Genomic DNA, 25,398 nt, shown 5'->3' on the forward strand with positions numbered 1-25,398 from the left:
TCATCGTGGTACCCGAGGCAGTTTCAGACCGGAGGAGGCGACGAGCTCACGCATCACCTCATTGACACCGCCGCCGAAGGTCACCACCAAGTTCTGCTTGGTCCTGCGGTCGAGCCAGGTCAGCAATTCGGCGGTGGCCGGATCGGCCGGATCGCCGTAGTGCCCGACGATCTCCTCGGCGAGGCGACCGGCCTCCTGCAGCGATTCGGTGGAGTACACCTTGGTGGCCGAGGCATCGGCGATCACGGTGGCCTGGTCGCCGTCGACGGTGGCCGCGACCTGCCAGTTCAGCAGTTCGTTGAGCCGGACCATGGCGTGCATGCGGCCCAGCGAGCGGCGCACGTCGGTCTCGGCGAGCACGCCACGCGGCTGCGCCCACTCGCGCACCCGGTCGTAGAGCTGTTCGATCTTGCCGGACGGACCCAGGCTCACCCGCTCGTGATTGAGCTGGGTGGTGATCAGCTTCCAGCCCCGGTTCTCCTCGCCCACCAACATATTGGCGGGCACCCGGACATTGTCGAAGTAGGTGGCGTTGGTGTGATGTGCGCCGTCGCAGGTGATGATCGGGGTCCACGAGTAGCCGGGATCCTTGGTGTCCACGATCAGGATCGTGATACCGCGGTGCCGCGATTCGACCGAACCGGTGCGGCAGGCCAGCCAGATGTAGTCGGCCTCGTGCGCGCCGGTGGTGAAGATCTTCTGCCCGTTGACGATCCAGTCGCCGGATTCGTCGCGCACCGCGCTGGTGCGCAGCGATGCGAGATCGGTGCCCGCCTCCGGTTCGGAGTAGCCGATCGCGAAATGGATATCGCCGGAAAGGATTCCGGGCAGGAACTTCGCCTTCTGTTCCTCGGTGCCGAAGCTCTGCAGCGTCGGCCCGACCGTCAGCAGGGTGACCAGCGGTAGCGGAACATCCGCGCGCACGGCCTCATTGAAGAAGATCTGCTGTTCCATCGGACCGAAGCCCTGGCCGCCGTACTCCTTCGGCCAGCCGACCCCGAGCCAGCCATCCGCGCCCATCCGGCGCACCACCGCACGGTAGGCATCACCGTGCCGGTTGATCGCCATCTCGTCCTCCTCCTCGGGAGTCACGAGATCGGCGAAGTACGAACGCAATTCATCGCGCAGCTTGCGCTGCTCCGCGGTCAGGTCGATGAACATCTGGCCCCCAATCGATCGAGTCGGAACGATTCGCCGCCGAGCCAGCGGGCGAGGTCCTTGGCCTGTGAGTAGTAGCGGTGCATCGGGTGGGTCACATCGACCCCGAGGCCACCGTGCAGGTGATGGCATTTCTGCATGGCCGCGGGCAGTTCCGAGGCCACGGTGTAGGCGAGCACGTCGAGGTCGTCGTCGATGCGCTCCTGGTGCTGCGGCGACGAATCGGCCTGTGCCAGTGCCCAGTTCGCCGAAACGGCGGCGGTCTGCAGGGTCCGCGAGACGACGTACACGTCCGCGATCTGCTGTGCCACGGCTTGGAATTCGGCGAGCGGCCGGTTGAACTGGTGGCGGGTCCGCAGATGTTCTGCGGTCAACACCAGCGCACCCTTGAGCAGTCCATCCGCGGTCGCACCGATCGAGGCGACGGCCAACCGGTGTAGTTCACCGATGCCGCCGGGCAGCAGTTGCTCGGCGGGAATCTCGACCCCGTCGAGGCGCACCGTACATTCGGGAATCCCGCCGGATACCGGCGACGGCGTCAGAGTGAGCCCGGCGGCATCCGAATCCACGAGTGCGATACCGGAATTCGTCGGGATCAGCAGCCAGCGCGCCTGCTCCGCATATGGCACGGCCACCTTGTGCCCGGTGATGCGCACGGTGTCTCCATCGGAGACGGCCGTGGTCTCGGGTTTGACGACGAAGGGGTTCGCGGGCTCGCTCAGGGCGGCGGTGAGCACCGCACCCTTCGCGACCTCTGGATAGACCCGCTCGGCGACGCTGTCGGGCAACGCGGCCAGCAGCGGCAGTAGCCCGAATCCGAGGGTCGGCAGGGCGGGCACCGCCACCGCGTCGGTGGCCAGTTCGGTCAGCAGGACCGAGACCTCCGGCAGGCCCATGCCGTCACCGCCGAAACGCTCCGGCAGCGCGAGCGAGAGCAGTCCGGTCTCGATCAGACTCGGCCACAGCTCGATATCGCGTGCCGGTTCACGCTCCAGCAAACTCACGACGACCTCGGCAACGGCGTCCTGGCCCTCGTCCCTGGTGAAGTCCACGCTTTAACTCCAGTCTCGACTAGCTGTCCGTGTCGCGGGGTAGTCCGAGGATTCGCTCACCAGCCACGGTCAACAGAATCTGCTCGGTGCCACCTGCGATCGACAAACAACGTGTGAGCAGGAACTCCTTTACCACCTCGGAGTCCTGCGCAGCGGTTGGACCTGCCGTCTCCATCGCGAATTCGGCAACGGCCTGGCGATGCCGGACACCGACGAGCTTGCGCACGCTGCTCTGCGCTCCCGGATCACCGCCCGCCAGCATCCGGACCGCGGCTCGCTGTTCCAGCAGCAATCCAGCGATCGCATCGGCGACGAAGCCTCCGAGCCGATCGTTCAACAGCTCCGCACCCGGCCCGGTGGCGGGCAGTTTGGCGATGAGCTCCTCGAGCACCGGCCCGATCCCGTTGCCGCCCATGGCGACCCGTTCGGTCGACAGGGTGGAGCGGGCGATCTTCCAGCCGTTGTTCAGCGCGCCGACCAGACACTCGTCGGGCACGAAGACGTCGTCGAGGAAGACCTCGCTGAAGCGCGCCTCACCGGTGATCTGCACCAGCGGACGCACCTCGAGCCCCGCGCTGCGCATATCGACCAGGAAGTAGCTGATGCCGCGATGCTTCGGGGCGTCGGGATCGGTGCGGGCCAGGCAGATCGCCCAGTTCGCCCGGTCGCCCAGCGACGTCCACACCTTCTGCCCGCGCAGCACCCAGCCGCCCTCGACCCGCTTGGCCGTGGTGCGCAGCGCCGCCAGATCCGAACCGGCCTCCGGCTCGCTGAACAGCTGACACCAGATCACCTCGCCACGTAGCGTCGGCCAGGCGAATCGGTCGATCTGCTCCTGGGTGCCGTGTTGCAGCAGGGTCGGAATGGCCCACCCGCCGATCGCCAAGTCGGGTGACTCGAGACCCGCGCGACGCAGTTCCTCCGAAATCACCAGGCCCGTCATGGGATTCGCGCCACGGCCGTACGGCGCGGGCCAGTGCGGCATGGCGAGCCCGGCGTCGACCAACGCATTGCGCTGCTGGTCGACGGGCAGCGCCGCGATCGCGGCGACCTCGGCGGCCAGTTCGTTGGCGCTGCTGTCATCGACCTCGACACCATCGGCGGCGAACACCCGGTCCGCACCGGTGGTCCGGCGCTGCCCCGCACGGGTGAGCTCGGTGACCCTGGCCCGCCAGTGCGCCGATCCGCCGAGCAACTGCCGCAATGCGGTGGCCCGGCGCAGGTAGAAGTGCGCGTCGTGCTCCCAGGTGAAGCCGATGCCGCCGAGCACCTGGATGCAGTCCTTCGCGGTCTCGACCGCGGCGTCCAGCGAGATCGCGGCGGCGATCGCGGCCGCGATCGGCAGCTCCGCACCGCCCTCGTCGACGGCGGCCGCGGCATCGGCCGCGACGGAGCGGATCAGCTCGGCGCGGCAGAGCATCCAGGCGCAAATGTGTTTGAGCGCTTGGAAAGACCCGATCTTGCGCCCGAATTGCTCACGCACCTTGGCATATTCGACCGCGGTCTCCAGGCACCAACCCGCCACACCGGCGAGTTCGGCGGAAACCAGCACCGCCAGCAGGTCTTCCACAGCATGCGGAGACTCGAACACCCGGTCCGCGGGCACCCGCACCTCGGCACAGTGCACACGCGCCAGTGGCGTACTCGGGTCAGCGGGCGAGAGCGCTTCGATGCGCAGCCCCGGCGCATCGGGCCCGATCACACACCAGCGCAACCCATCCGGCGTTTGCACCGGCACCAGTACCGAGGTGTCCGGCGCGGCGCCGAGCACCGAATCCCAGATACCCGTGAGCAACAACTCACCGGACGCGGCCGGTACGCTGACGACGGCTCCGACAACGAAGTCGAGCGCGACACCGCACGGCATATCCTCGGCGAGGGCGCCGGCGGTAATCAGGTTCGCCAATGCGGTGGACAGCACCGGCCCGCCGACCAGGTCGTGGGCCGCCTGCTCGACCAATACGGCGAGGTCGGCAACCGATCCGCCGTGGCCACCGGCCTGCTCGGCAACGGCGACCCGGAAAATCCCGAAGTCGGCCAACGCGGGCCAATAGGCACGCCAGAAGTCCGCCGGGTCGTCCCGCATTGTTGCAATTGGACGCACCGATCCGGCCCATCCGCGCATCGACTCCTGAACGGCTTTATGCTCGTCAGTGGTGGCGATGGTCACAGTCCGTACCGCCTTTCCGGCGTGACTCCCACACCTAGAACATGTTCTAATATCCTAGCTGGGCGGAAGTCAAGAGACGACCCAGGCCCGTTGCCGGAATGCGCATGCACCCGACGCGATACGACAGTGCAGGAAAGGACTCTCATCAATGGCCAGTCCCTCCCGATCGCAGCCAGCCGATTCGAATGCGGCGGGGCGAGCGTCGGCTACCGCGACGGTCACGACGCTCAGCGAGGACGAGCTGAGTTCGGCCGCGCAGCGGGAACGGCGTAAGCGAATTCTGGATGCGACCCTCGCACTGGCCTCCAAGGGCGGCTACGACGCGGTGCAGATGCGCGCGGTGGCCGAGCGCGCCGATGTCGCGGTCGGAACGCTGTACCGGTATTTCCCGTCCAAGGTGCATTTGCTCGTCTCCGCGCTGTCGCGGGAATTCGAGCAGATCGAGGGCAAACGCAAGCCGCTTGCCGGGCAGACGCCGAATGAGCGCATGCACCTGCTGCTGACCCAGATCACCCGGATGATGCAGCGCGATCCATTGCTCACCGAGGCGATGACTCGCGCGTTCATGTTCGCCGACGCATCGGCGGCGGCCGAGGTCGACCGGGTCGGCAAGGTGATGGACCGGGTTTTCGCAAGGGCCATGAACGACGGCGAACCCACCGAACGCCAGCTGGCGATCGCGCGGGTAATAAGCGATGTCTGGCTGTCGAATCTGGTGGCCTGGCTGACCAGGCGCGCCTCGGCGACCGATGTCACCGAGCGCCTGGAACTGACCGTGGATCTGTTGCTCGGCGACAACGGCGGTGCCAAGTAGCACCTTCAGCTCACATTCAGCAATCGACCGGCGGACCGACCGGTCCTGTGGTGCACGACGACTGGGAGCGAACGTGAGCCTGCACACGCTGGACGTTTGACTAAAAATCCGTCAGCTGGGCAGATCTAGTACGGGAGGCCGCTTGACGCGTGCGCAATCATGCGCACGCCAACCGGCGCGCTTCGGTGCGGCAAATTCAACACAGTATTGTCACGCGTGCCCCTGAAAAAACTCCTCCGATCACTAGGTTGGATGCGTGAGCGCACAGGATCTGCCACTGGAACTTCGCCGTGCATTGTCGACGGTCGCGCGCGTGCCACGGCTTTTGGTCGCATCGGACTACGACGGGACGATCGCGCCCATCGTGTCCGACCCGGCCAAAGCTTTTCCGCACCGGGAATCGGTAAGCGCGCTACGAGCGCTCGCCGGACTTACCGGCACGACCGCCGCCGTGATCTCCGGCCGTGCCCTGCGAGATCTCGCGGCATTGTCGCGCCTGCCGGTCGAGGTGCAACTGATCGGTAGTCATGGCTCGGAATTCGATGTGGGTTTCGTACACGCCATCGACAACGATGCCAAACAACTCCTGGTAGAGGTGCAGACCAGTCTGTTGCAGATCGCCGCGGAGAATCCCGGCGCCAGCGTCGAGCTCAAACCGGCCAGCGTCGCGCTGCACGTGCGCAATGCGAGTCCGGAAATCGGATTGCGCGCGCTGAAGGCGGTCCGGCTCGGCCCGGCCTGCTGGGTCGGTGTGCAGGTGACCGAGGGCAAGTCGGTTATCGAACTCGCGGTGATCCAGACCGATAAGGGAGTCGCGCTCGATACCGTCCGGCATCAGGAGGGCGCCTCGGCCGCGGTGTTCTTCGGCGATGACGTCACTGACGAAAAGGCCTTCCGGATGCTGTCCGGCCCCGATGTCGGCATCAAGGTCGGCGAGGGTGAGAGCCTGGCCAAGTACCGGGTGGACAGCACCGAGGCCGTCTCCTGGGCGCTGGCCTTCCTGCTCGAGGAGCGGCGCACCTGGCTGGCCGGTGCGAGCGCGCCGCGCATCGAGCGGCTGAGCATGTTGGCCAGTCCGCGTTCGGTGGCGCTGCTGACTCCCGACGCGACCGTCACCTGGTTCTGCCATCCGGAACCGGATTCGGCCGCGGTCTTCGCGCATCTGCTCGGCGGACCGCAGGCGGGGCACTTCACCATCGAACCGGAACGCCCCGGCCTGCCGCTCTCGCAGCGCTACATCGACGGCACCATGACCGTCGAAACCCGTTGGGCCAGTCTGCAAGTGGTGGACTATCTGCCGCATGACGTGGCGCCGACCCGCACCGACCTGACCCGGGTGATCACCGGCGACGCGAAGGCCGTCGTAACCTTCGCGCCCCGACCGGAATTCGGCCAGGTGCCGGTTGGCATCGAATGCGAGCCGACCGGCCTGCGCGTGGTCGGCACCAATGATCCGATCGTGCTGCGTTCCCCAGGCGTGCAATGGGAGATCCTGTACGACGGCATGCACGGCTCCGCGCGCGCCGTCGTGGATCCGTCGCACGGTCCGATCGTGCTGGAAATGCGCTGCGGTACACAGGATCTCGCGCCGGCCATGAGCAGCGAGCCGGAGCGGCGCAGGGACGCCGAGGACTACTGGGCGAAGTGGGCGGCGAAACTGCAACTGCCGCCGCTGAAGCCGGATCTGATGAAGCGTTCCGCGCTCACCCTGCGCGGACTCGTGCACGCGCCGTCGGGTTCGATCCTGGCCGCGGCCACCACCTCGCTGCCGGAAGATATTGGCGGCGTGCGCAACTGGGACTACCGCTACTGCTGGCTGCGCGACGCCTCGCTGACCGCACAGGCACTGGTTTCACTCGGCTCGCTGACCGAGGCCGAGGAATTCCTCGGCTGGGTGCACCGAGTCCTGGAAACGCTGCCCGGCCCGGAGCGCCTGCACCCGCTGTACACGCTCTACGGCGAGACCCTGCCGCCCGAGGCATCGATCGACCAGCTACCCGGCTATGCCGGATCGCGTCCGGTCCGCGTCGGCAACGCCGCGAATATGCAGGTGCAGTTGGATGTTTTCGGTCCGATCGTCGACCTCATCGCATCGCTGGCGCACGGCCGCGAGGAGAAGGGCCTGACCGATCCGGCCAAGGCGCTGCCGGACGCCGACTGGGAGCTGGTGCACGCCATGGTCTCCGCGGTGCAGCGGCGCTGGCAGGAACCCGACCACGGCATCTGGGAGATCCGCGGTAATCCGCGCCACCACGTGTACTCGAAGGTGATGGGCTGGCTGACCGTGCACCGCGCGATCACGCTGGCGCAGCGCTTCGAGCGTCAGATCGACCCGACCTGGATCACGTTGCGCGAGACCATCTCCGACGAGGTGAAGACCAAGGGCTGGAACGAAGAGGTCCAGTCCTACACCGCCGCCTACGACGGCACCGATCTGGACGCGGCCACCCTGCATATCGGCCTCAGCGGTCTGATCGAACCGTCGGATCCGCGCTTCGCGGCGACCGTGGTGGCCACCGAGGCGGAGCTGCGCAGCGGCTCGACCGTGTACCGGTACCACCACGACGACGGCCTGCCCGGCGGCGAGGGCGGCTTCCACCTGTGCGCGGCCTGGCTGGTCGAGGCGTATCTGCTGATCGGTAAGCGCTCCGATGCCGAGGCGCTGTTCGCGCAGCTGGTCGATGTCGCCGGACCGACCGGTCTGCTCAGCGAGGAGTACGACCCGGTTGCCGAGCGCTCGCTCGGCAACCATCCACAGGCCTACAGCCATCTGGGCCTGCTGCGTTGTGCACAGCTGCTGGGCAAGCCGGTGGAAGCGCTCGTCTGAGCCGACCACCGCATACTTCCGGGCCCGCGAACCGATCGGTTCGCGGGCCCGGCCGCGTTCCGACCCGAAGTTACGCAGCTCGGGCGCCGAAGTGATGCAGCGAACATCGACTCGTGCCGAGCAGGGCCTGCTGCTAAAGTTCAAATGGTAACGATTTCCATTATGATCTAGAGCACGCTCAGATCCGCCGCACTGCCAGGAGTACCCCGCGCGTGAGCACACGAATTGCCGTCAGATTCGCCGGTATCGCCGTGGGGGTGGCCACCGTTGTCGCGCTCACCGCATGCGGTAGTTCGAAGGATTCGGATAAGCCCACTGTCGTCGCCTCCACCAACGTCTGGGGCGATATCGCCGCGGCCATCGCAGGTCCGGATGCCTCGGTGACCTCGCTCATCACCTCCGCCGACCCGCATTCGCACGAGACCTCGGCCGTGGAGTCGGCCAAGATCAGCGACGCCGACTTGATCGTCTTCAATGGCGGCGGCTACGACGAGTTCATCGAGAAGGCGATCCAGGGCAAGGACAAGCGCACCGTCGAGGCGTTCGAATCCCGCACCGATAAGAGCGACGAGAACGAGCACGTCTTCTACGATCCGAGCACGGTGAGCACGGTCGCCGACCGGATCGCGAGCACCCTCGGCGAGCTCGACTCCGCGCACGCCGCGGCCTACACCGACCGCGCCGCCGCATTCAAGACAAAGCTGACCGCGATCAGCGCCATCGCCACCAAGATCGCCAGCGAGCACCCGAAGACCCCCGTGTTGCAGACCGAACCGCTGGCGCACTACCTGCTCGTCGCCGCCGGGACCCGAGATCTGACGCCGCACGAGTTCCAGGAGGCGATCGAGCAGGAGACCGATCCGGCCCCCGCCGCCGTCGCCGCCACGCAGGATCTGCTGACCGGTAAGAAGGTGCGCGCGCTGATCTACAACATCCAGACCCAGGACAAGATCACCAAGGACCTACGCTCGCTCGCGCAGTCGAATGGTCTACCCATCGTCGAGGTGACCGAAACCCTGCCCGACGGTGTGGATTACATTCAGTGGCAGACCAAGAACGCCCAGGCGCTGGCCGCGGCGCTGGTCTGATCGATGACAGCATCGCGCAGCGATTCGATGAGGAGTGGTGGCCGGGTGACGGGTGGGCCCATGGGAGCACCGCTGACCGAAGACACCGACACGGTGCAGCGGCGGTCGTCCGATATCGGCTCAGCCGCCGTAAAGCTCGATGCCGCCGGCCTGGCATTCGGCGAACGCAAGCTCTGGCAGGGACTGGATCTCGAGGTGGCGCCGGGTGAATTCGTCGCGGTCCTCGGGCCGAACGGGTCCGGCAAAACCTCGCTGCTGAAGGTGCTGCTCGGCCAGCTCGCGCTCAGTTCGGGCACCGCCGAGATCGCGGGCGGACCCGCACGCGCGGGCAATCCCGATATCGGCTATGTGCCGCAACAGAAGACGATCGATGCCGGTGTCCAACTGCGCGGGGTCGACCTGGTCGGGCTCGGCGTGGACGGGCACAACTGGGGGCTCGGACTGCGCCGCCGTGCCGAGCGCAAGCGCAAGGTCCGCGCCGCCATCGCCGATGTGGGCGCGGAGAAATTCGCTTATGCGCCACTGGAATCCATGTCCGGCGGCGAACAGCAGCGGCTGCGGGTCGCCCAGGCGCTGGTCGGCGATCCCAAGGTGCTGCTCTGCGATGAACCGCTGCTCAGCCTCGATCTGGCCAATCAGCGGCTGGTATCGGAGTTGATCGATCGACGCAGGCGAACTCACGACACCGCAGTGCTTTTCGTGACGCACGAGATCAATCCGATTCTGCCGCTGGTGGATCGGGTGCTGTACCTGGTCGACGGGAAGTTCCGGATCGGCACGCCCGATGAGGTGATGACCTCGGAGGTGCTCTCGCAGCTGTATCAGACCGAGGTCGATGTGCTGCGGGTGCGCGGGCGACTGGTCGTCGTCGGCACCGGCGACACCATGGACGCACTCGGCGCCGCCGGGGCCCAACACTGCCACGGCGCGACGCTTTCCGATGAGCTGCCCGAGTCGAGTGGGGTTCGTTCGTGATCGACAAGCTATCGGACGTCATCTCGAAGATGCTCGACTTCTCCACCACCGCGAATCTGCTGTCCTACTCGTTCGTACAGCAGGCCGTGCTCGCCGCCGCGCTGCTCGGACTGCTGGCCGGTGTGATCGGACCGTTGATCATCAGCAGGCAGATGTCGTTCGCCGTGCACGGCACCAGCGAGCTATCGCTGACCGGTGCGGCGGCGGCATTGCTCGCCGGAATCGGTGTCGGGCTCGGCGCGATCGTCGGCTCGGTGGTGGCGGCGGTGCTGTTCGGACTGCTCGGAACCAAGGCCAGAGAACGCGATTCGGTGATAGCGGTGGTGCTGTCGTTCGGGCTCGGGCTCTCGGTGCTGTTCCTGTGGCTCGGTCCAGAACGCGCCGGTTCGAAGTTCTCGCTGCTCACCGGTCAGGTGGTCAGCGTCGGCTACAGCGGACTCACCCTGCTGCTGACCTGCACCGTGCTGGTGCTCGCCGTGCTCGCGGTGGTCTACCGGCCGCTGCTGTTCGCGAGTTCGGATCCCGAAGTCGCACTGGCGCGCGGCGTTCCGGTCCGGGCCCTCTCGGTGGTGTTCGCGGTCATGCTCGGCATCACCGCGGCCTTCGGAGTGCAGATCGTCGGAGCACTGCTGGTCCTCGCCCTGCTCATCACCCCCGCGGCCGCGGCGGCACAGCTGACCGCGAATCCGGTCCGCGCCACGGTGCTCGCGGTGCTCTTCGCGGAAACCGCCGCAGTCGGCGGCATTCTGCTGTCACTCGCCCCCGGCGTCCCGGTCTCCACCTTCGTCACCACCATCTCCTTCACCATCTACCTGATCTGCCGCATCATCGGCCCCCGCCGCCGCCGAGCCGCCCGCATGCACTGACCCACCCCAATGCCGCGCAGAACCCTGCGCGGCGCGCCATCTTGTGCACTGGAGCGTCCTGAGCACACCACCCGCGCCCGCTGCCACAAGCCGGTATCGCGCACGAATTTGCCCGCCGCCAGTGAATTGCCGGGCAAATCGTGCGGCGGCGTGCCAATTTGTGCGCGGCGCTCAGAAAGCCGGGCCAGGTGCTCGCGCATTGGCGAACACCTGGGCAGCGGATCACGCGGCCAGGAGGGTGAACAGGACGATGATCGAACCGCCGAAGACGGTGGCGTGGCGGAGGTTCTGCAGGTAGGGCATCACCCAGCGGGGGAAGGCGTTCTCGGCGGCGGCGAGGAAGGCCTCGACGTCGATGCGGGCCAGTTCCGGATCGCACTTGCGGGCGAAGGCGGTCTGGATGGTCTTGGCGGCGGTCAGGTTGCTGTACAGGATTACGCCGTTGCCGAGCAGCACCAGCACCTGGAAGATCCAGGACAGCGTTGGGCCCCAGTCGTTGCCCGCCAGGTTCAGCACGGCCAGCGTGGTCACCACCAGGGCAATACCGACCGGCGCCCAGGTCTCGTGACCGCCCGCGTCGAATCGCATGCCGTTCTCCTCGAGGACGGCGGGGCGCACACCCTGTCTGGTCAGCTCGGCGTCGGCGGCGGCCTTGGCGGCGGCGCCGTAGCGGTGCCGCACCAGCGGGATGCTGACGAAGGCGAGGGCGATCAGCAGCTGGGCGACGGCGGCGATGGTCATCATTTGCGGGTTCTCCTCATCGGGTTGTCCTCGAGAGCCGGTGGGCTTCCCGTGCTCGATGACCGAACGATGTCCGGCGACGCTGACAGCGCGCTGACGTCTCATACCCCCGCGCTGACATCAGGTATCAGCGCAGGTCAGCAAGGCCAGGACCAGCAGTGGAATGCTTTTGAGGGCAACCGCCGTCAGTCAGTGGCACCGGGTTTCGTATGCTCGACCCACTCGCCCCTCGAACGAATGGTGACCAATGATCGACTTCACGATTCCCGCCGAACTCGCCGCCGAACGCGACCGGGTCCGCCGGTTCGTCATCGACAAGATCGTCCCCTTCGAGCGCGATCCGCGCCTCACCTCGCACGGCCCCACCGACGAACTGCGTCAGGAACTCGTCGAGCTGGCCCGCGCGGAAAAACTGCTGACGGTGCAGGCCCCGGAAGCCCTCGGCGGGCGCGGCCTCACCCACATCGAGCAGGCGGTGATCTACGAGGCGGCGGGCTGGTCCACCCTCGGCCCGGTCGCCATGAACTGCGCCGCACCGGATGAGGGCAATATGTTCCTGCTCTCCAAGATCGCCAACCCGGAGCAGGTCGAACGCCACCTCGCACCCGCGGTCGCCGGTCACCGGCGCACCGTTTTCGCGATGACCGAACCGGACGGCGCGGGTTCGGATCCGAATCAGCTGGCCACCGAGGCCGTCTTCGACGGCGAGAACTTCACCATCAACGGCCGCAAATGGCTCATCACCGGCGCGGACGGCGCGAAGACCTGGATCATCATGGCCCGGGTCGCGCCGAACCCGCATGTGCCCGACGGCCCGACGCTGTTCCTGACCGATGGCGACCAGCCCGGCATCATCATCGAACGCACCATGAACACCATGGACCGCAACTACGTCGGCGGCCACGGTGTGGTGCGCTTCGAGAATCTGGTGCTGCCCAAGGAGGCGCTGCTCGGCGAAACCGGCCAGGCGCTGCGCTACGCCCAGCTGCGGCTCGCGCCCGCCCGGCTCACCCACTGCATGCGCTGGCTCGGCGCGGCCGAACGCGCCCAGTCCATCGCGGTCGAATACGCCAGGACCCGCACCGCCTTCGGTAAACCGATCGGCGACCACGAGGGCGTGTCGTTCATGCTCGCCGACAACGAGATCGCACTGCACCAGTGCCGCCTCACCATCTGGCACGCCTGCTGGCTGATGGACCAGGGCGAGAAGGCCAGGCACGAGAGCTCGATCGCGAAGGCATTCGTCTCCGAGGAACTGTTCAAGGTCACCGACCGCTGCGTCCAGGTACTCGGCGGCATCGGCATCAGCGATGAAACCGTGGTCGAAATGATCTTCCGGGACATGCGCGCCTTCCGCCTCTACGACGGCCCGACCGAAGTCCACAAATACGCCATCGGCCGCCATGTCCTGCGTGCCTGAGGTAGGACTTTCGGCCCGACCAACAGTCGTCCCGGTCGACTAACATGCCTGGCATGAGTTCGGAACTGCTCGTCGATGTCTCCGCGGGCATCGCCGTCCTCACGCTCAATAGACCCGCTCAACAGAATGCCGTCACCCCGGCAATGGCCGCCGAACTGAGTGCGGCGCTGCAGCGTTGCGATACCGAGGATGCGATCCGCGCGGTCGTCATCACCGGCACGGGACAGGCGTTCTGCGCGGGTGCCGATCTGTCCAACCGGGTGGGTGATGTCAGCGCCACCATCGATCCGCCGCCGTGGCGGGTGCGCAAACCGGTGATCGCGGCGGTGAACGGCCATGCGGTCGGCATCGGACTCGCACTGGCCCTGCAATGCGATCTGCGGTACATGGCGCGTGATGCGGTGTACGGCCTGAATCAGGTGCGCCGCGGCGTGCTCGCCGACGGCTACGCGCACTGGACGCTGCCGCGGCTGGTCGGCATGGCCAATGCCGCGGACATCATGCTGACCGGTCGCACCTTCGACGGCGACGAGGCCAAGGCGATGGGCCTGACCAATGGCTGCCTGCCTGGAGGCGAGGTGCTGCCGACGGCGCTGGCCATCGCCCACGACCTCGCGAACGGGGCGGCGCCGCTACCGGTCGCGCTGTCGAAGCGGCTGCTATGGGAGGGCCTGGGCATGAGCCCGGCGATGGTCGGGCAGTTGGAGACCGAGCTGAACGCCCACGTCAGCAAGAGCATCGACGGCGGCGAGGCGATGGCGGCCTTCCGAGATCGCCGCCAGCCCAACTGGACCGGCAGCATCAGCCAGGAATGGCCCGCCTGGGACGACCAGGGCGAACACGAACGCCCCAGCCTGGATTGACCTAGGCCCGGCCGCCGAGCAGGATCAGCAGGAAAACCACCGCCATGCAGGTCATCAGGACCGTGCCGATGATGCCGAGGGTGTACCCGACGAGCACCTGCGCGCGGCCACCGTAACCGCCGTAGGAATCGTCGATCTGGTCGAGCGCACGTTTGCCGAGCGCCCACGCCAACGGCCCCAGCGCGCCGCAGCAGAACAGACTCGCCGCGCCGAGCGCCAGCACCGCCGTCGCATGCGGATGCTCGATCGTCTCCTTCGGAGCCTGGTTCGGGATGACCACGTATCGAATTCTACGGGGCCGGAGTCGATTTGCGGTTCAACCGCAGCCGCTGATTCGCCGTCGAACCCGGCCCGCCGGTTCGCAGCACGCCCGACCACACGCGCGGGCGTTCGCATCCGGGCAGGTCCCGGCGGATATCGCCGGACGGCACTTGTCCTTTCATGACTGCCCATCCGCGATTGCGCATGTGGTGTCACCAAGCAGCGTGTGGCGTCACTCGAGGCGGCGGCGGACCGCGGCAACCAGTACTGCGATCAGATGCGGCGCTGGCGTGCGATTTCGGAGAGCACGACGCCCGCCGCGACGGACGCGTTCAGCGATTCCACCGGCCCGGCCATCGGGATGCCGATGATCGAATCACAGGTCTCCCGAACCAGCCGGGACAGTCCCTTGCCCTCCGAACCGACCACGATCACGGTGGGGATGCGGCCGTCGAAGTCATCGAGGGTGGTGTCGCCACCCGCGTCGAGACCGACGATCTGGAACCCCTGCGAGGCCCAATCCTTCAGCGTGCGAGTCAGATTCGTCGCGCGGGCGACCGGGAGCCGGGCCGCGGCACCGGCGCTGGTACGCCAGGCGACCGCGGTGACGCTCGCGCTGCGCCGCTGCGGAATCAGCACACCCTGGCCACCGAAGGCGGCCACCGAGCGGATCACCGCACCGAGATTGCGCGGATCGGAGATATTGTCCAGCGCAACCAGCAGGGCGGGTTCGGCCGAATCCCGTACCCGCGCAACCAGATCATCCGGATGGGCGTACCGGTACGGCGGCACCTGCAGTGCCACACCCTGATGCAGCCCATTGGCGCTCAACCGATCCAGATCGGTGCGCGGCACCTCGAGAATGGAGATGCCCGCATCGGCGGCCATTTTCACGCTCTCGGTCAGCCGCTCGTCGTTCTCGGTACCCAGCGCGACGTACAGCGCGGTCGCCGGCACACCGGCACGCAGACATTCGACCACCGGATTGCGGCCGAGCACCATCTCCGGACCGTCGTCGGTCTTGCGCCCGGCCGGACGAGCACCGCCGCCGCGCGGGCCCGGCCTGCCCTGGGCCGCGGCCTTCGCCTTGGCCGCCGCCCGCTTGGCCGCGGGATGTTTGGTCCGCGCCTCGGCGGGCGGGGTCGCACCGCGCGGCTCCAGTCCGCGCCTGCGCTGTCCACCCGAGCCGACGACGGCGCCCTTCTTGGTGCCGCCCTTACGAATCGCGCCTCGACGCTGTGAGTTTCCTGCCATCAGTTCGCCTTTCCACGCTGTACCGCGCCCGGCGAAAGCTGCGCTGCGCCCAGCGACCATTCCGGACCCTGTGGGGTATCGGTCACTTCGATTCCGGCGGCCTGCAACCGGTCGCGCGCCGCGTCGGCACTCGCCCAGTCCTTGGCGGCGCGCGCCTGCTGGCGGCGGTCGAGTTCGGCGCGCACCAGGACGTCCAAGGCGTCCAGCGCGACCGAGTTGTCCTCCGGGGTGTACCACTGCGGATCGAACGGGCAGACGCCGAGGATGTTCAGCATGGCCCGGACCTGTCCGGCCAGCTCGACCGCCTCATCGATCGCGCCCGACTCCAGCGCCTTATTGCCCTCGTGCACCACCCGGTGCACCTCGGCCAGGGCCCGCGGAATCGCCAGATCGTCGTCGATCGCCTCGGCGAACGCGTCGGTCCACTTGCCGACCGCGATCTTCCCGGCGCGCTCGGCCACCCGGTGCACGAACGCCTCGATCCGCTGATACGAGGCCGCGGCGTCGTAGAGTGCCTTATCCGAGTACTCCAGCATGGACCGGTAGTGCGCGCTGCCCAGGTAGAACCGAAGTTCAACGGCCCGAACCTTTTTCAGCACATTCGGCACCGAGAGCACATTGCCCAGCGACTTGGACATCTTCTCGCCGCCCATGGTCACCCAGCCGTTGTGCAGCCAGTACCGCGCGAATCCGTCGCCGGCGGCCTTGGACTGGGCGATCTCGTTCTCGTGGTGCGGGAAGACCAGATCCATTCCGCCGCAATGGATATCGAATTCCGAGCCGAGGTAGAACTCGGCCATCGCGGAGCATTCCAGATGCCAGCCGGGACGACCCGGCCCCCACGGCGACGGCCAGGTCGGCTCGCCCGGTTTGGCGGCCTTCCACAGCGTGAAGTCGCGCGGATCGCGCTTGCCCTCGCCGGCGCTCTCGCCCTGGTGCACGTCATCGAGTTTGTGCCCGGACAGGCTGCCGTACTCCGGATAGCTGACCACGTCGAAGTAGACGTTGCCCGCGGAGGCATAGGCGTGCCCGCGTTCGATCAACCGCTGCATCAGGTCGATCATCTGGGTGATGTGGCCGGTCGCGCGCGGTTCCACCGAGGGCGGCAGCACGCCGAGGGTTTGGTAGGCGTTGTCGAAGGCGCGCTCGTAGGTCGCGCCCCACTCCCACCACGGCCTGCCCGCCTCGGCGGCCTTGGTCAGGATCTTGTCCTCGATATCGGTGACATTGCGAATGAACCACACGTCGTAGTCGTGCGCGAGCAGCCAGCGCCGCAGCACGTCGAACGCGACTCCGCTGCGCACATGGCCGATGTGCGGTTCACCCTGCACGGTGGCGCCACACAGGTACACCGAGGCACGGCCGGGGACCAGTGGCGCGAAATCGCGCATGGTCCGCGTGTCGGTGTCAAAAAGGCGCAGAGTCACGGAAGTCGATCCTAGCTGGTAGATAAGGCCGTTCACGGAGCGGCTCAGGTCGGCGGGAGCTGGATCAGCGACAGGCCTGTAGCAGGGCGGTAGCCACAGCGGCCACGCCCTCGCCGCGGCCGGTCAACCCGAGGCCGTCGGTTGTGGTGCCCGACACCGAGACCGGGGCGCCGAGCAGCTCGCCGAGCACCTGCTGGGCCTCGGCCCGACGCGGTCCGATCTTCGGCCGATTGCCGATTACCTGTACCGCGGCATTGACGATTTCGAAGCCCGCTTCGTCAAGGAGCCTACGCACTTCCTTCAGCATGGCGGCGCCGGAGACCCCGGCCCACTCCGGTCGTCCGGTGCCGAAGACCGCGCCGACATCGCCGAGTCCGGCCGCGGAAAGCAGCGCATCGCACAGCGCGTGCGCGGCGACATCGCCGTCGGAGTGTCCGGCGCAGCCGTCGTCGCCGTCGAAGAGCAGGCCGGCCATCCAGCACGGTCTGCCCGCTTCGATGGGATGGACATCGCTGCCGATGCCGACGCGCATGCTCATGCCTGCGCCTCGCTAGCGCTCCGCTCCGGCATGACCATGCGGATGGCTGTGTTGAACGTTCGCTGGCTGCGCTCACTCATGACCGGCCCACCGTCCGTGCGCCGTCGAGCACCGCGTTGGCCAGCAGCAGATCGAGCCGGGTGGTGATCTTGAAAGCCATGGGGTCGCCGGGGATGGTGTGCACCCGGGTGCCGAGCAGTTCGACGAGACCGGCGTCGTCGGTGGCCTGCAGGGTCTCATCGGCATAGGCCGCGCGCAGCAATTCGGCGGCGAAACCCTGCGGCGTCTGAATTGCGCGCAGGCCCGCGCGATCGGGAGTTCCGGTCACGCCGCCGTGCGCATCGACGGATTTGATGGTGTCGACCACGGGCAATGCGGGCACGACGGCTTGCGCACCCGCGCGCAGTTCGGCGACCACCCGGGCGATCAGCTCGGGCGGAGTCAATGCGCGGGCGGCGTCGTGCACGAGGAAATAGGCGGCATCGGGGGCGGCGGCGATTCCCGAGCGCACCGAATCGGTGCGCTCGGCGCCGCCGATGACCACGCGCACCGACTCCGAGGGCGGCAGCAGGGCAACGGCGCTCTCGACCAATTCGGTGGGGACCATCACGATGATCCGGTCGACCGCCCCGGAGGCGATCAGGCCGTCGACGGCCAGCCGGACCATAGGTGTGCCGCCGACCGTGACGAACGCTTTGGGTGTCGATTCACCCAGGCGAACGCCACGACCGGCGGCAGGCACCAACGCAACGACGGAACCGTCGCTGTTAAAAACGTTCACGGTCAGGAAGCCGCAGCGAGAACCTCATCGAGGAGCGTCTCGGCCTTGCCGTCATCGGTCCCCTCGGCGAGCGCGAGCTCACCGACGAGGATCTGGCGGGCCTTGGCCAGCATCCGCTTCTCACCCGCAGACAGCCCGCGGTCCTGCTCCCGACGCCACAGGTCGCGAACGACCTCGGCAACCTTGTTCACATCGCCGGAGGCGAGCTTCTCCAGGTTGGCCTTGTAGCGGCGAGACCAGTTAGTCGGTTCTTCGGTGTGCGGCGCACGCAGCACCTGGAAGACTCGGTCGAGACCCTCCTGGCCGACGACGTCGCGCACGCCGACATATTCGGCGTTCTCTGCGGGAACGCGAACAGTCAGGTCACCTTGGGCGACCTTCAGGACCAGATACTCTTTTTGCTCACCCTTGATGGTGCGAGTCTCGATTGCTTCGATCAGCGCCGCTCCGTGGTGGGGGTAAACGACGGTGTCTCCGACCTTAAAAATCATGTGTCCCGTGCCCCTTTCGATGTTCACAGTTTAACATGCGACTCGGTAACGGCGCGATCAACTGTGCAGGTCAGGGCCACAACGAGGCAACCGTGGGGCTTGACAGAAACGATGCGGTGTGCATTGTGTTGTGCCAGAACGAGTTATCGCCCCGTACGAACATCACACCGGACGACCCGAAAGCCCAGCCGCGCCTCCGCAACTCACCCGCGCTCGCCGAAAACCGTTACCCAACGGATGCCGAGCAACGGAGTGTCCGGCGAGACAAAAGGGGGCCGCGAACACGCCGCGCCGCAGGCGCGGCAAATCCAACACAGCCCCGGCGTCCGCTCGGCGGAGGCTACTACTACGCTGCCTAGTTATTACTCTCCCTAGCGGAGTGAGCCCGGTCGACATGGAGGGACAACCCGTGACTGCCCTGAAAGCTGTGACCGCCTCGACAGGGGCGCGACGTCGCATGGTTTCGGTTGCCGCGCTCGCCGCCGGAGCGGCGCTCGTGCTGTCCGGCTGCGGTGCAGGCCAGATCTCGCAGACCGCGACCCAGGTCGCCGCGGTCAATGGCAACCACGCCGACATCGACCGGATCTCGCTGCGCAACGTGCACATCGTCTTCCCGGCCGCGGGCAGCGAGTACACCAACGCCAAGGGCGGCAAGGCGATCATCGCGCTGTCGGTCATCAACAACGGCGAGACCGTCACCGACGAGCTCACCAGCATCACCACCGACCTCGGCCCGGTGAAGATCACCGCGCCCGCGGGTGACCCGGCATTCCAGATCGCCCCGCAGCAGACCGTCGTCGCGGCCCCGTCCGCCGCCGCGCAGGGCGCCGCGGCCAAGTCGGACGAGCACGGCGCGGCGCCGTCCACCACCGCCAAGCCCGATGAGCACGGCGCGGGTCCGGCCAGCGACAAGACCACCGTCAACCCGGAGAAGAAGCCCGGCCTGATCGAGATCACCGGCCTGACCAGGGACGTCACCCCCGGCCTCACCTACCCGGTGACCTTCAACTTCAAGCAGAACGGCACCGTGACCGTGCAGGTTCCGGTCGACGCCGGACAGCAGACCGAGCGGCACGAAGGCCAGGCCGCCGCGACCGAGGGCGAGCACAAGGGCGGACACTGATTCGCTGACCGGCAACAACGTACGGCTGTCGCGCAACCGCGCGGCAGCCGTTTTCGTATCTGTCGAGCCGCTTGTCGGAGGAGATACGTAAGGTGCGCCTGTGGCCAAGACCAAGTCGATCTTCCGATGCTCCGCCTGCCGGTACGAGGTCGCCAAATGGGTGGGCAAATGCCCGGACTGTGGTGCGTGGGGCACTGTCGACGAGGTAGCCGGGGCGGCGGCGACCGCGGCATCGCCGGTCGGGCGGCGGGCGATGTTGCCGAGCACCGCCGCCGCGCCCATCTCGCATATCGATTCGAAGGTCACCAAGGCCCGGCCGACCGGCGTCGAGGAGCTGGACCGGGTGCTGGGCGGGGGCATCGTGCCCGGATCGGTCGTACTGCTCTCTGGTGAGCCCGGGGTCGGCAAATCGACGCTGCTGTTGGAGGTCGCGCATCGGTGGGCCACCCAGCGCGACGAGAAGTCGCTGTATGTCACCGCGGAGGAATCGGCGGGGCAGGTGCGGTTGCGGGCCGACCGGACCAACGCGGTGCACGAAAGGGTCTATCTGGCGGCGGAATCGGATCTATCGATCGTGCTCGGCCATGTCGAGCAGGTGCGCCCGACGCTGCTGGTCGTCGACTCGGTGCAGACGATGCTGGTTCCCGAGGTGGACGGCACCATCGGCGGCGTCACCCAGGTGCGCGCGGTGGCCGCGGCGCTCACCTCGCTGGCGAAGGCGAGCGGGATCGCGGTGCTGTTGGTCGGACATGTCACCAAGGACGGCAATGTCGCGGGCCCGCGCACGCTGGAGCACCTGGTGGACGTGGTGCTGCAGTTCGAGGGCGATAAGAACTCCACACTGCGCATGGTGCGCGGCATCAAGAACCGCTTCGGCAGCTCCGATGAGGTCGGCTGTTTCGAACTGCACGACGACGGGATCTCCTGCGTCACCGATCCGTCGGGACTGTTCCTGCATCACCGCACCGATTCGGTGCCGGGCACGGCGGTCACGGTGGCGATGGACGGTAAGCGACCGCTGGTCGCCGAGGTGCAGGGGCTCACCGTGCACACCGAGATCCCGAATCCGCGGCGGGCGGTGAGCGGACTCGACTACAACCGCGTCGCGATGGTGCTGGCCGTGCTGCAGAGCCGCGGGCGGGTGTTCCTCGGCAAACACGATGTGTACGCCGCGACGGTGGGCGGCATGCGGCTGCTGGAGCCCGCCGCGGATCTGGCTGTGGCACTTGCCATCGCGAGCGCCGAGCGCGATCAGGCGCTGCCGGTCGGCTGGGTCATCCTCGGGGAGGTCGGGCTGGCTGGTGAGGTGCGGCGGGTGACCGGACTGGAGCGCAGACTGGCCGAGGCCGAACGGCTGGGCTTCACCACCGCCCTGGTGCCGCCGGGGTTGGCACGCGCCAAGAACGGCATGAAGATCCACGAGGTGAGCGACGTCAAGTCGGCCATCCGCCTCGCCGGGCTGCGCAAACAACGCGCGGCTGCGACCGAATCGGCTCCCGACTTCTGAGCCGACAACCGCTGTCGCACAACCTGATCGGCCCCGACCCGGTGCGGGCAGGTCAGGCGATATTGAAGGGTTCGGCGGCGCTGCGGAGTGAACCCAGTTGGGCGACAACGGCATACGCGCCGGGCGGCACCTGCACGCGGTCACCGGCACAGTTCGGCTGGGAGGTCGAGCCGGACCAGGTGACCATGAAGGCCGCCTGCTCACCGCGGTTAAGGGTGCGGACATCCGGTACGCCGTCCGGGTAGCAGTCGGTGCTCGACCAGAGCCGGCGCTGACCGTCGAGGCTGGTCACCGAGACCTGCTGCAGACCGGAGCCGACATCGCGGGAGCAGGTCGAGGACGAGATATTGGTGATCACAATGCCGAATACCGGGGTCTCTCCGGTCTTGTAGGTCGGCTGCTCGACGGTCACCTTCACCGCGAGCGACTGATCCGGGCAGATGCCGGCGGCGACCGGACTACCGCTCGGCGCGGCGGTCGTACTGCCGGAGGGCTTCGCGCTGGATTCGCCGGTGGTCGGCGGCGGCGTCGAGGAGGACGCCCCCGCGGGCTTACTCGTGACCGACGACGAGTGCGTCGCGGCCGCCTTCGTCGTGCCGGGCGAATCGCCGCCGCGGGTGACCGTCAAGACCAACCAGATGACCAGTGCGAGCGCCACGACCAGGATGCCGATGGCGAGCGCGCGGCGTCGCCAATAGATCTCCGGAGGCAGCGGTCCATTCGGTTCCAGCACGGAGTCAACGGTAAGGGCACGATCCGGTACAGCGACTCAGGACCCCGGCGTGTCGGATCGGAAAACCCGAGCGCGGCAGGTAAATTCCGCTCGCACCCTGGATCCCTCGGATCGGCCCGTCAGGCCAGCTCACCGATATTGCCGACGACCCGCTGCAACTTCACCTGACCCTCGGCCAATTTGTATGTGACACAGGCGATCGCGCATTCACCCGTCGCCACGCGCTGCGAGATGATCATCGACCGCTGCATGAGCAGTCGGCTGGTCTCCACCACATGCCTGGCCTCCATCTCGTCGACGGTGGACAGCCCTTCCCGGCGCCCGATCAGAATCGACGGCGTGACCCGCTCGACCACACTGCGAATGAATCCGCCGGGCACCTCGCCGCCGTCCAGCGCGTCGATGGTGGCCTTCACCGCGCCGCAGCTGTCGTGTCCGAGCACCACGATCAGCGGCACGTTCAGCACCTGTACCCCGTACTCGATGGAGCCGAGCACGGAACTGTCCACCACGTGGCCCGCGGTGCGCACCACGAACATATCGCCGAGACCCTGGTCGAAGATCAGCTCGGCGGCGACGCGGGAGTCACCGCAGCCGAACAGGATGGCGTGCGGGTGCTGGCCGCTGACGAGCTTGGCCCGGTCGACCGCGCCCTGGCTAGGATGCAGCAGCGTGCCGTTCACGAAGCGCTCGTTGCCCTCGCGCAGGGACTTCCAGGCGCTGATCGGATTGGAATCAGGCATACCGACCATTGTGCACATGGCAGTGGTTACCAGCGAGTCCGTTTCGTTACGGCTCGGCAAATATCGACCGGCCGCAGGACAATAGGAACGGTGAGGGCAGTGTCGGAGGGCGGCGCAGCGCAAAAGCGTGCAGACGCGAAGCGCAAGATCGCGGCGGTAACCAACCGGGTGGATGCCGAGTCGTTGCTGGACTGGTACCGCGAGACCGCGCGGGATCTGCCGTGGCGCCGTAAGGACGTCACCGCCTGGCAGATCCTGATGAGCGAGATCATGTTGCAGCAGACGCCGGTGGTGCGCGTCGAACCGATCTGGCGGGAGTGGGTGGCGCGCTGGCCGGTCCCCTCCGCAATGGCCGCCTCATCGCAGGCCGAGGTGCTGCGGGCCTGGGGCAAGCTGGGATATCCACGGCGGGCCTTGCGGCTGCACGAATGCGCCAAGGTGCTCGCCGATGAGCACGGCGACGAGGTGCCGACCGATGTCGAGGTGCTGCTCGGCCTGCCGGGCATCGGCGCGTATACAGCGCGGGCGGTGGCCTGTTTCGCCTATGGGCAGCGAGTTCCGGTGGTGGACACCAATGTTCGCCGGGTGGTGGCGCGTGCGGTACACGGGCGGTCGGAGGCCGGGAATCCATCCTCACGTGATCTGCCGGAGACCGAGGCGCTGCTGCCGCGCCGAATCGACCATGCCGCGATGTTTTCCGCCGCGCTGATGGAGTTGGGCGCGACGGTGTGCACGGCCAGGACGCCGGACTGCGCGCGCTGTCCACTGCCGCAATGCGCATGGGTTTCCGCGGGCCGGCCGGTGTCCGAGGTGGTTCGCAAGACGCAGAAATACGAGGGCACCGATCGGCAAGCGCGCGGTAGGTTGCTCGACGTGTTGCGCGACGCCACCGGGCCCGTCGAGCGAATTCGCCTGGACCTGGCCTGGACGCGCGACCCCGGCCAACGCGACCGCGCCCTCGACTCCCTCCTCGTCGACGGTCTGATCGAACAAACCCCCGACGGCCTGTTCGCCCTCGCCGGCGAGGGCGGCCCCACCCTCACCTGACCTCACCCTTCGCTCCACGCGGGTGCCCGATTCCTGGGGTTTCCGGTGCGATCGGCTAGGACTCGAGGACCTTGCGCAGGAAGTTCTCGACTTCGGCGCGGTAGCGCTCGGGTTGGTCGTCGTGGACCAGGTGGCCGGAGTTCGGGATGCGGACGTAGGTGGCGTCGGGGTGGACCACTGCCATCTGTCCCATCTGCCCCTCGGGGGTGATGGTGAATTCGCCTTCGATCAGGAGGGCGGGGGCCTTGACCGCGCGCCATTGGGCCCAGAAGTCGCGGGTGCCCCACTCTTCGGAGATATCGCGGAAGGTGGATACCGAGCCGTGCAGACGGTAGCCGTCGGGGCCGTGGTCGAAGGAGTCGAGGAAGTAGCGTCCGGCGACCGGGCCGAAGAAATCCAGCACCGCGTCCGCATCCGGAAACGGCTGCGGCCACGCCTCGATCATGGCCGCCCAGTCCTCGGCGGTGCGGCCGCGGAAGTCGGGGGCGATGTCCTCGACCACCAGCGCGCGCACCCGCTCCGGATACTGCGCCGCGAACACCCAGCCGTGCAGGCCGCCCATCGAATGTCCGATCACCACCATGGGTTCGGAAATATCGGCGGTGGCCGCGGCGAGGTCGTCGATGAAGGCCTCGGTGGTCAACTCGGTGGGTGCGGGACGCCCGTGACCCGCGGCGTCGAAGGTGTAGACGTGGCCGAACGCCCGCAGCCAGTCCAGCTGATCACGCCAGGTGCGGGCGCTGCCCATCAGTCCGTGCAGCAGCAGGATCGGCACCCCCGCCCCACCTTCGTCATGCAACACGGTGTTGATTTTGCAGCGCCTACGGCGGTGCGTATTCGCCGCCCCCCGAATGTCGGTAGCGATTCGATGAGGCGTGGTGGTCGGGCGACGGGTGGGCCTCACGGCCGACCCTTTTCGCTCGTCGGACTCGCTGCCTCGTGGCAGCGTCGCGCAGTCGACTCGACTACCCCGATGCGCTGCGGGGTGGCTGGTGAGCGCAGACGTATCGTCGGAGCATGGCTGTTGTGAAGATCAATGCGATCGAGGTTCCGGAGGGCGCCGGCCCCGAGTTGGAGAAGCGGTTCGCCCATCGTGCGCATGCGGTGGAGGGCTCGCCGGGATTCCTCGGCTTCCAGTTGCTGCGGCCGGTGGCCGGGGAGAACCGGTACTTCGTTGTCACCCAGTGGGATTCGGAGGAGTCGTTCGCGGCGTGGCGGGACGGGCCGGCGCGGGAGGCGCATGCGGGCGAGCGTCAGAAGCCGGTTTCGACGGGCGCCTCGCTGCTGGAGTTCGAGGTTGTGCTGGACGTCGCGGCAAAATCCGCCTCCTGAATCCGCAGGACAGACGCGATGCGCGACTCGCCCACCACGACGTGGGTAAGTCGCCCGCTGTGTTGACGGCGGGTGCGACCAGATGTCACAGTGCGAATGACAAACGCGAGGGTGACGCGGTAATTCGGTGAGATTCCGAAGCGGTCGCGCCACTGTGTTCTTGCACCGAGTCCTTGGTGCCGGAAAG

General features: G+C 67.4%; 24 protein-coding genes. 11 read left to right on the forward strand and 13 right to left on the reverse strand.

Annotated elements, in window-relative coordinates:
• From ACHQ4I_RS36275 to ACHQ4I_RS36285, 3 genes are read right to left on the reverse strand one after another with little or no spacing between them, the layout of a single operon-like run.
• Positions 1-1,161 (reverse strand): acyl-CoA dehydrogenase family protein, encoded by a 1,161-nt coding sequence (locus ACHQ4I_RS36275; RefSeq protein ID WP_420776419.1) that lies wholly within the window; start codon positions 1,159-1,161, stop codon positions 1-3.
• Entirely contained in the window at positions 1,146-2,210 is a 1,065-nt protein-coding gene (locus tag ACHQ4I_RS36280; protein ID WP_420776420.1) for an acyl-CoA dehydrogenase family protein, read from the reverse strand. The genes ACHQ4I_RS36275 and ACHQ4I_RS36280 overlap by 16 nt, the downstream gene beginning before the upstream one ends.
• Before the next feature lie 19 nt (positions 2,211-2,229).
• Positions 2,230-4,380: an acyl-CoA dehydrogenase family protein gene (locus ACHQ4I_RS36285; RefSeq protein ID WP_420776421.1), complete on the reverse strand. Its 2,151-nt coding sequence runs from the start codon at positions 4,378-4,380 to the stop codon at positions 2,230-2,232.
• 148 nt (positions 4,381-4,528) lie between these two features.
• Here ACHQ4I_RS36285 and kstR point away from each other — a divergent pair, with 148 nt between their 5' ends.
• From kstR to ACHQ4I_RS36310, 5 genes are all read left to right on the forward strand, one after another.
• A complete protein-coding gene (gene kstR / locus ACHQ4I_RS36290; protein WP_420776422.1) occupies positions 4,529-5,194 on the forward strand; it encodes a cholesterol catabolism transcriptional regulator KstR in 666 nt (221 codons plus the stop codon).
• A 256-nt stretch (positions 5,195-5,450) separates the two neighbouring features.
• Positions 5,451-8,021 carry a trehalose-phosphatase gene (gene otsB, locus ACHQ4I_RS36295; protein WP_420776423.1) on the forward strand — a complete coding sequence of 857 codons (2,571 nt, stop codon included), beginning with the start codon at positions 5,451-5,453 and terminating at the stop codon, positions 8,019-8,021.
• 212 nt (positions 8,022-8,233) lie between these two features.
• On the forward strand, positions 8,234-9,109 hold the full coding sequence (locus ACHQ4I_RS36300; RefSeq protein WP_420776424.1) for a metal ABC transporter solute-binding protein, Zn/Mn family: 876 nt from the start codon (positions 8,234-8,236) through the stop codon (positions 9,107-9,109).
• 60 nt (positions 9,110-9,169) lie between these two features.
• A complete protein-coding gene (locus ACHQ4I_RS36305; protein WP_420776425.1) occupies positions 9,170-10,084 on the forward strand; it encodes a metal ABC transporter ATP-binding protein in 915 nt (304 codons plus the stop codon).
• 29 nt (positions 10,085-10,113) lie between these two features.
• Entirely contained in the window at positions 10,114-10,950 is an 837-nt protein-coding gene (locus ACHQ4I_RS36310; RefSeq protein WP_420776626.1) for a metal ABC transporter permease, read from the forward strand.
• A gap of 222 nt (positions 10,951-11,172) precedes the next feature.
• Here the strand turns inward: ACHQ4I_RS36310 and ACHQ4I_RS36315 are convergent, their stop codons facing one another.
• Positions 11,173-11,694 (reverse strand): hypothetical protein, encoded by a 522-nt coding sequence (locus tag ACHQ4I_RS36315; RefSeq protein ID WP_420776426.1) that lies wholly within the window; start codon positions 11,692-11,694, stop codon positions 11,173-11,175.
• A gap of 244 nt (positions 11,695-11,938) precedes the next feature.
• Here ACHQ4I_RS36315 and ACHQ4I_RS36320 point away from each other — a divergent pair, with 244 nt between their 5' ends.
• Both ACHQ4I_RS36320 and ACHQ4I_RS36325 read left to right on the forward strand, forming a co-directional pair.
• Positions 11,939-13,111, forward strand: coding sequence for an acyl-CoA dehydrogenase family protein (locus tag ACHQ4I_RS36320; RefSeq protein ID WP_420776427.1), 1,173 nt, complete (start codon positions 11,939-11,941; stop codon positions 13,109-13,111).
• Between the two features lie 53 nt (positions 13,112-13,164).
• On the forward strand, positions 13,165-13,974 hold the full coding sequence (locus tag ACHQ4I_RS36325; RefSeq protein WP_420776428.1) for an enoyl-CoA hydratase/isomerase family protein: 810 nt from the start codon (positions 13,165-13,167) through the stop codon (positions 13,972-13,974).
• 1 nt (position 13,975) lies between these two features.
• On the opposite strand, the gene ACHQ4I_RS36330 is transcribed toward ACHQ4I_RS36325, so the two are convergent.
• From ACHQ4I_RS36330 to carD, 6 genes are all read right to left on the reverse strand, one after another.
• Positions 13,976-14,254, reverse strand: coding sequence for a DUF4190 domain-containing protein (locus tag ACHQ4I_RS36330; protein ID WP_420776429.1), 279 nt, complete (start codon positions 14,252-14,254; stop codon positions 13,976-13,978).
• A 254-nt stretch (positions 14,255-14,508) separates the two neighbouring features.
• Positions 14,509-15,489, reverse strand: a complete 981-nt coding sequence (gene rlmB / locus ACHQ4I_RS36335) for a 23S rRNA (guanosine(2251)-2'-O)-methyltransferase RlmB (protein ID WP_420776430.1) — start codon at positions 15,487-15,489, stop codon at positions 14,509-14,511.
• On the reverse strand, positions 15,489-16,916 hold the full coding sequence (gene cysS, locus ACHQ4I_RS36340) for a cysteine--tRNA ligase (RefSeq protein WP_420776431.1): 1,428 nt from the start codon (positions 16,914-16,916) through the stop codon (positions 15,489-15,491). Before cysS ends, rlmB begins: the two co-directional genes overlap by 1 nt.
• A 64-nt stretch (positions 16,917-16,980) precedes the next feature.
• On the reverse strand, positions 16,981-17,448 hold the full coding sequence (gene ispF, locus ACHQ4I_RS36345; protein ID WP_420776627.1) for a 2-C-methyl-D-erythritol 2,4-cyclodiphosphate synthase: 468 nt from the start codon (positions 17,446-17,448) through the stop codon (positions 16,981-16,983).
• Between the two features lie 82 nt (positions 17,449-17,530).
• Positions 17,531-18,235 carry a 2-C-methyl-D-erythritol 4-phosphate cytidylyltransferase gene (ispD, locus tag ACHQ4I_RS36350; RefSeq protein WP_420776432.1) on the reverse strand — a complete coding sequence of 235 codons (705 nt, stop codon included), beginning with the start codon at positions 18,233-18,235 and terminating at the stop codon, positions 17,531-17,533.
• A 2-nt stretch (positions 18,236-18,237) separates the two neighbouring features.
• Complete coding sequence (carD, locus tag ACHQ4I_RS36355; protein WP_011206964.1) at positions 18,238-18,726, reverse strand: RNA polymerase-binding transcription factor CarD; 489 nt, start codon at positions 18,724-18,726, stop codon at positions 18,238-18,240.
• Positions 18,727-19,135: 409 nt separating this feature from the next.
• Between carD and ACHQ4I_RS36360 the strand changes: the two genes are divergently transcribed.
• Both ACHQ4I_RS36360 and radA read left to right on the forward strand, forming a co-directional pair.
• Positions 19,136-19,849, forward strand: coding sequence for a copper chaperone PCu(A)C domain-containing protein (locus ACHQ4I_RS36360; protein ID WP_420776433.1), 714 nt, complete (start codon positions 19,136-19,138; stop codon positions 19,847-19,849).
• A 100-nt stretch (positions 19,850-19,949) separates the two neighbouring features.
• Positions 19,950-21,356, forward strand: a complete 1,407-nt coding sequence (radA, locus tag ACHQ4I_RS36365; RefSeq protein WP_420776434.1) for a DNA repair protein RadA — start codon at positions 19,950-19,952, stop codon at positions 21,354-21,356.
• A gap of 52 nt (positions 21,357-21,408) precedes the next feature.
• On the opposite strand, the gene ACHQ4I_RS36370 is transcribed toward radA, so the two are convergent.
• Positions 21,409-22,089 (reverse strand): RAD23 family protein, encoded by a 681-nt coding sequence (locus ACHQ4I_RS36370; RefSeq protein WP_420776435.1) that lies wholly within the window; start codon positions 22,087-22,089, stop codon positions 21,409-21,411.
• 119 nt (positions 22,090-22,208) lie between these two features.
• A complete protein-coding gene (locus tag ACHQ4I_RS36375) occupies positions 22,209-22,832 on the reverse strand; it encodes a carbonic anhydrase (protein ID WP_420776436.1) in 624 nt (207 codons plus the stop codon).
• Between the two features lie 147 nt (positions 22,833-22,979).
• On the opposite strand from ACHQ4I_RS36375, the gene ACHQ4I_RS36380 reads away from it, so the two are divergent.
• Entirely contained in the window at positions 22,980-23,879 is a 900-nt protein-coding gene (locus tag ACHQ4I_RS36380) for an HhH-GPD family protein (protein WP_420776628.1), read from the forward strand.
• A gap of 55 nt (positions 23,880-23,934) precedes the next feature.
• Here the strand turns inward: ACHQ4I_RS36380 and ACHQ4I_RS36385 are convergent, their stop codons facing one another.
• Positions 23,935-24,681 carry an alpha/beta fold hydrolase gene (locus ACHQ4I_RS36385; protein ID WP_420776437.1) on the reverse strand — a complete coding sequence of 249 codons (747 nt, stop codon included), beginning with the start codon at positions 24,679-24,681 and terminating at the stop codon, positions 23,935-23,937.
• 215 nt (positions 24,682-24,896) lie between these two features.
• Here ACHQ4I_RS36385 and mhuD point away from each other — a divergent pair, with 215 nt between their 5' ends.
• Positions 24,897-25,211, forward strand: coding sequence for a mycobilin-forming heme oxygenase MhuD (gene mhuD, locus ACHQ4I_RS36390; RefSeq protein ID WP_040686177.1), 315 nt, complete (start codon positions 24,897-24,899; stop codon positions 25,209-25,211).
• Positions 25,212-25,398 lie beyond the last annotated feature (187 nt).

It is taken from the genome of Nocardia nepalensis, from assembly GCF_048910785.1.
GTDB classification, from domain to species: Bacteria; Actinomycetota; Actinomycetes; order Mycobacteriales; family Mycobacteriaceae; genus Nocardia; species Nocardia nepalensis.

Bases quoted from the DNA above. Each gene is read 5' to 3' on its own strand.
- carD (WP_011206964.1), bottom strand. From the start codon at position 18,726: ATGATTTTTAAGGTCGGAGACACCGTCGTTTACCCCCACCACGGAGCG.
- mhuD (WP_040686177.1), top strand. From the start codon at position 24,897: ATGGCTGTTGTGAAGATCAATGCGATCGAGGTTCCGGAGGGCGCCGGC.
- ACHQ4I_RS36320 (WP_420776427.1), top strand. From the start codon at position 11,939: ATGATCGACTTCACGATTCCCGCCGAACTCGCCGCCGAACGCGACCGG.
- ispF (WP_420776627.1), bottom strand. From the start codon at position 17,448: ATGCGCGTCGGCATCGGCAGCGATGTCCATCCCATCGAAGCGGGCAGA.
- ACHQ4I_RS36315 (WP_420776426.1), bottom strand. From the start codon at position 11,694: ATGATGACCATCGCCGCCGTCGCCCAGCTGCTGATCGCCCTCGCCTTC.
- ACHQ4I_RS36310 (WP_420776626.1), top strand. From the start codon at position 10,114: ATGCTCGACTTCTCCACCACCGCGAATCTGCTGTCCTACTCGTTCGTA.
- ACHQ4I_RS36325 (WP_420776428.1), top strand. From the start codon at position 13,165: ATGAGTTCGGAACTGCTCGTCGATGTCTCCGCGGGCATCGCCGTCCTC.
- ACHQ4I_RS36375 (WP_420776436.1), bottom strand. From the start codon at position 22,832: ATGCCTGATTCCAATCCGATCAGCGCCTGGAAGTCCCTGCGCGAGGGC.
- ACHQ4I_RS36305 (WP_420776425.1), top strand. From the start codon at position 9,170: ATGGGAGCACCGCTGACCGAAGACACCGACACGGTGCAGCGGCGGTCG.
- kstR (WP_420776422.1), top strand. From the start codon at position 4,529: ATGGCCAGTCCCTCCCGATCGCAGCCAGCCGATTCGAATGCGGCGGGG.
- ACHQ4I_RS36275 (WP_420776419.1), bottom strand. From the start codon at position 1,161: ATGTTCATCGACCTGACCGCGGAGCAGCGCAAGCTGCGCGATGAATTG.
- rlmB (WP_420776430.1), bottom strand. From the start codon at position 15,489: ATGGCAGGAAACTCACAGCGTCGAGGCGCGATTCGTAAGGGCGGCACC.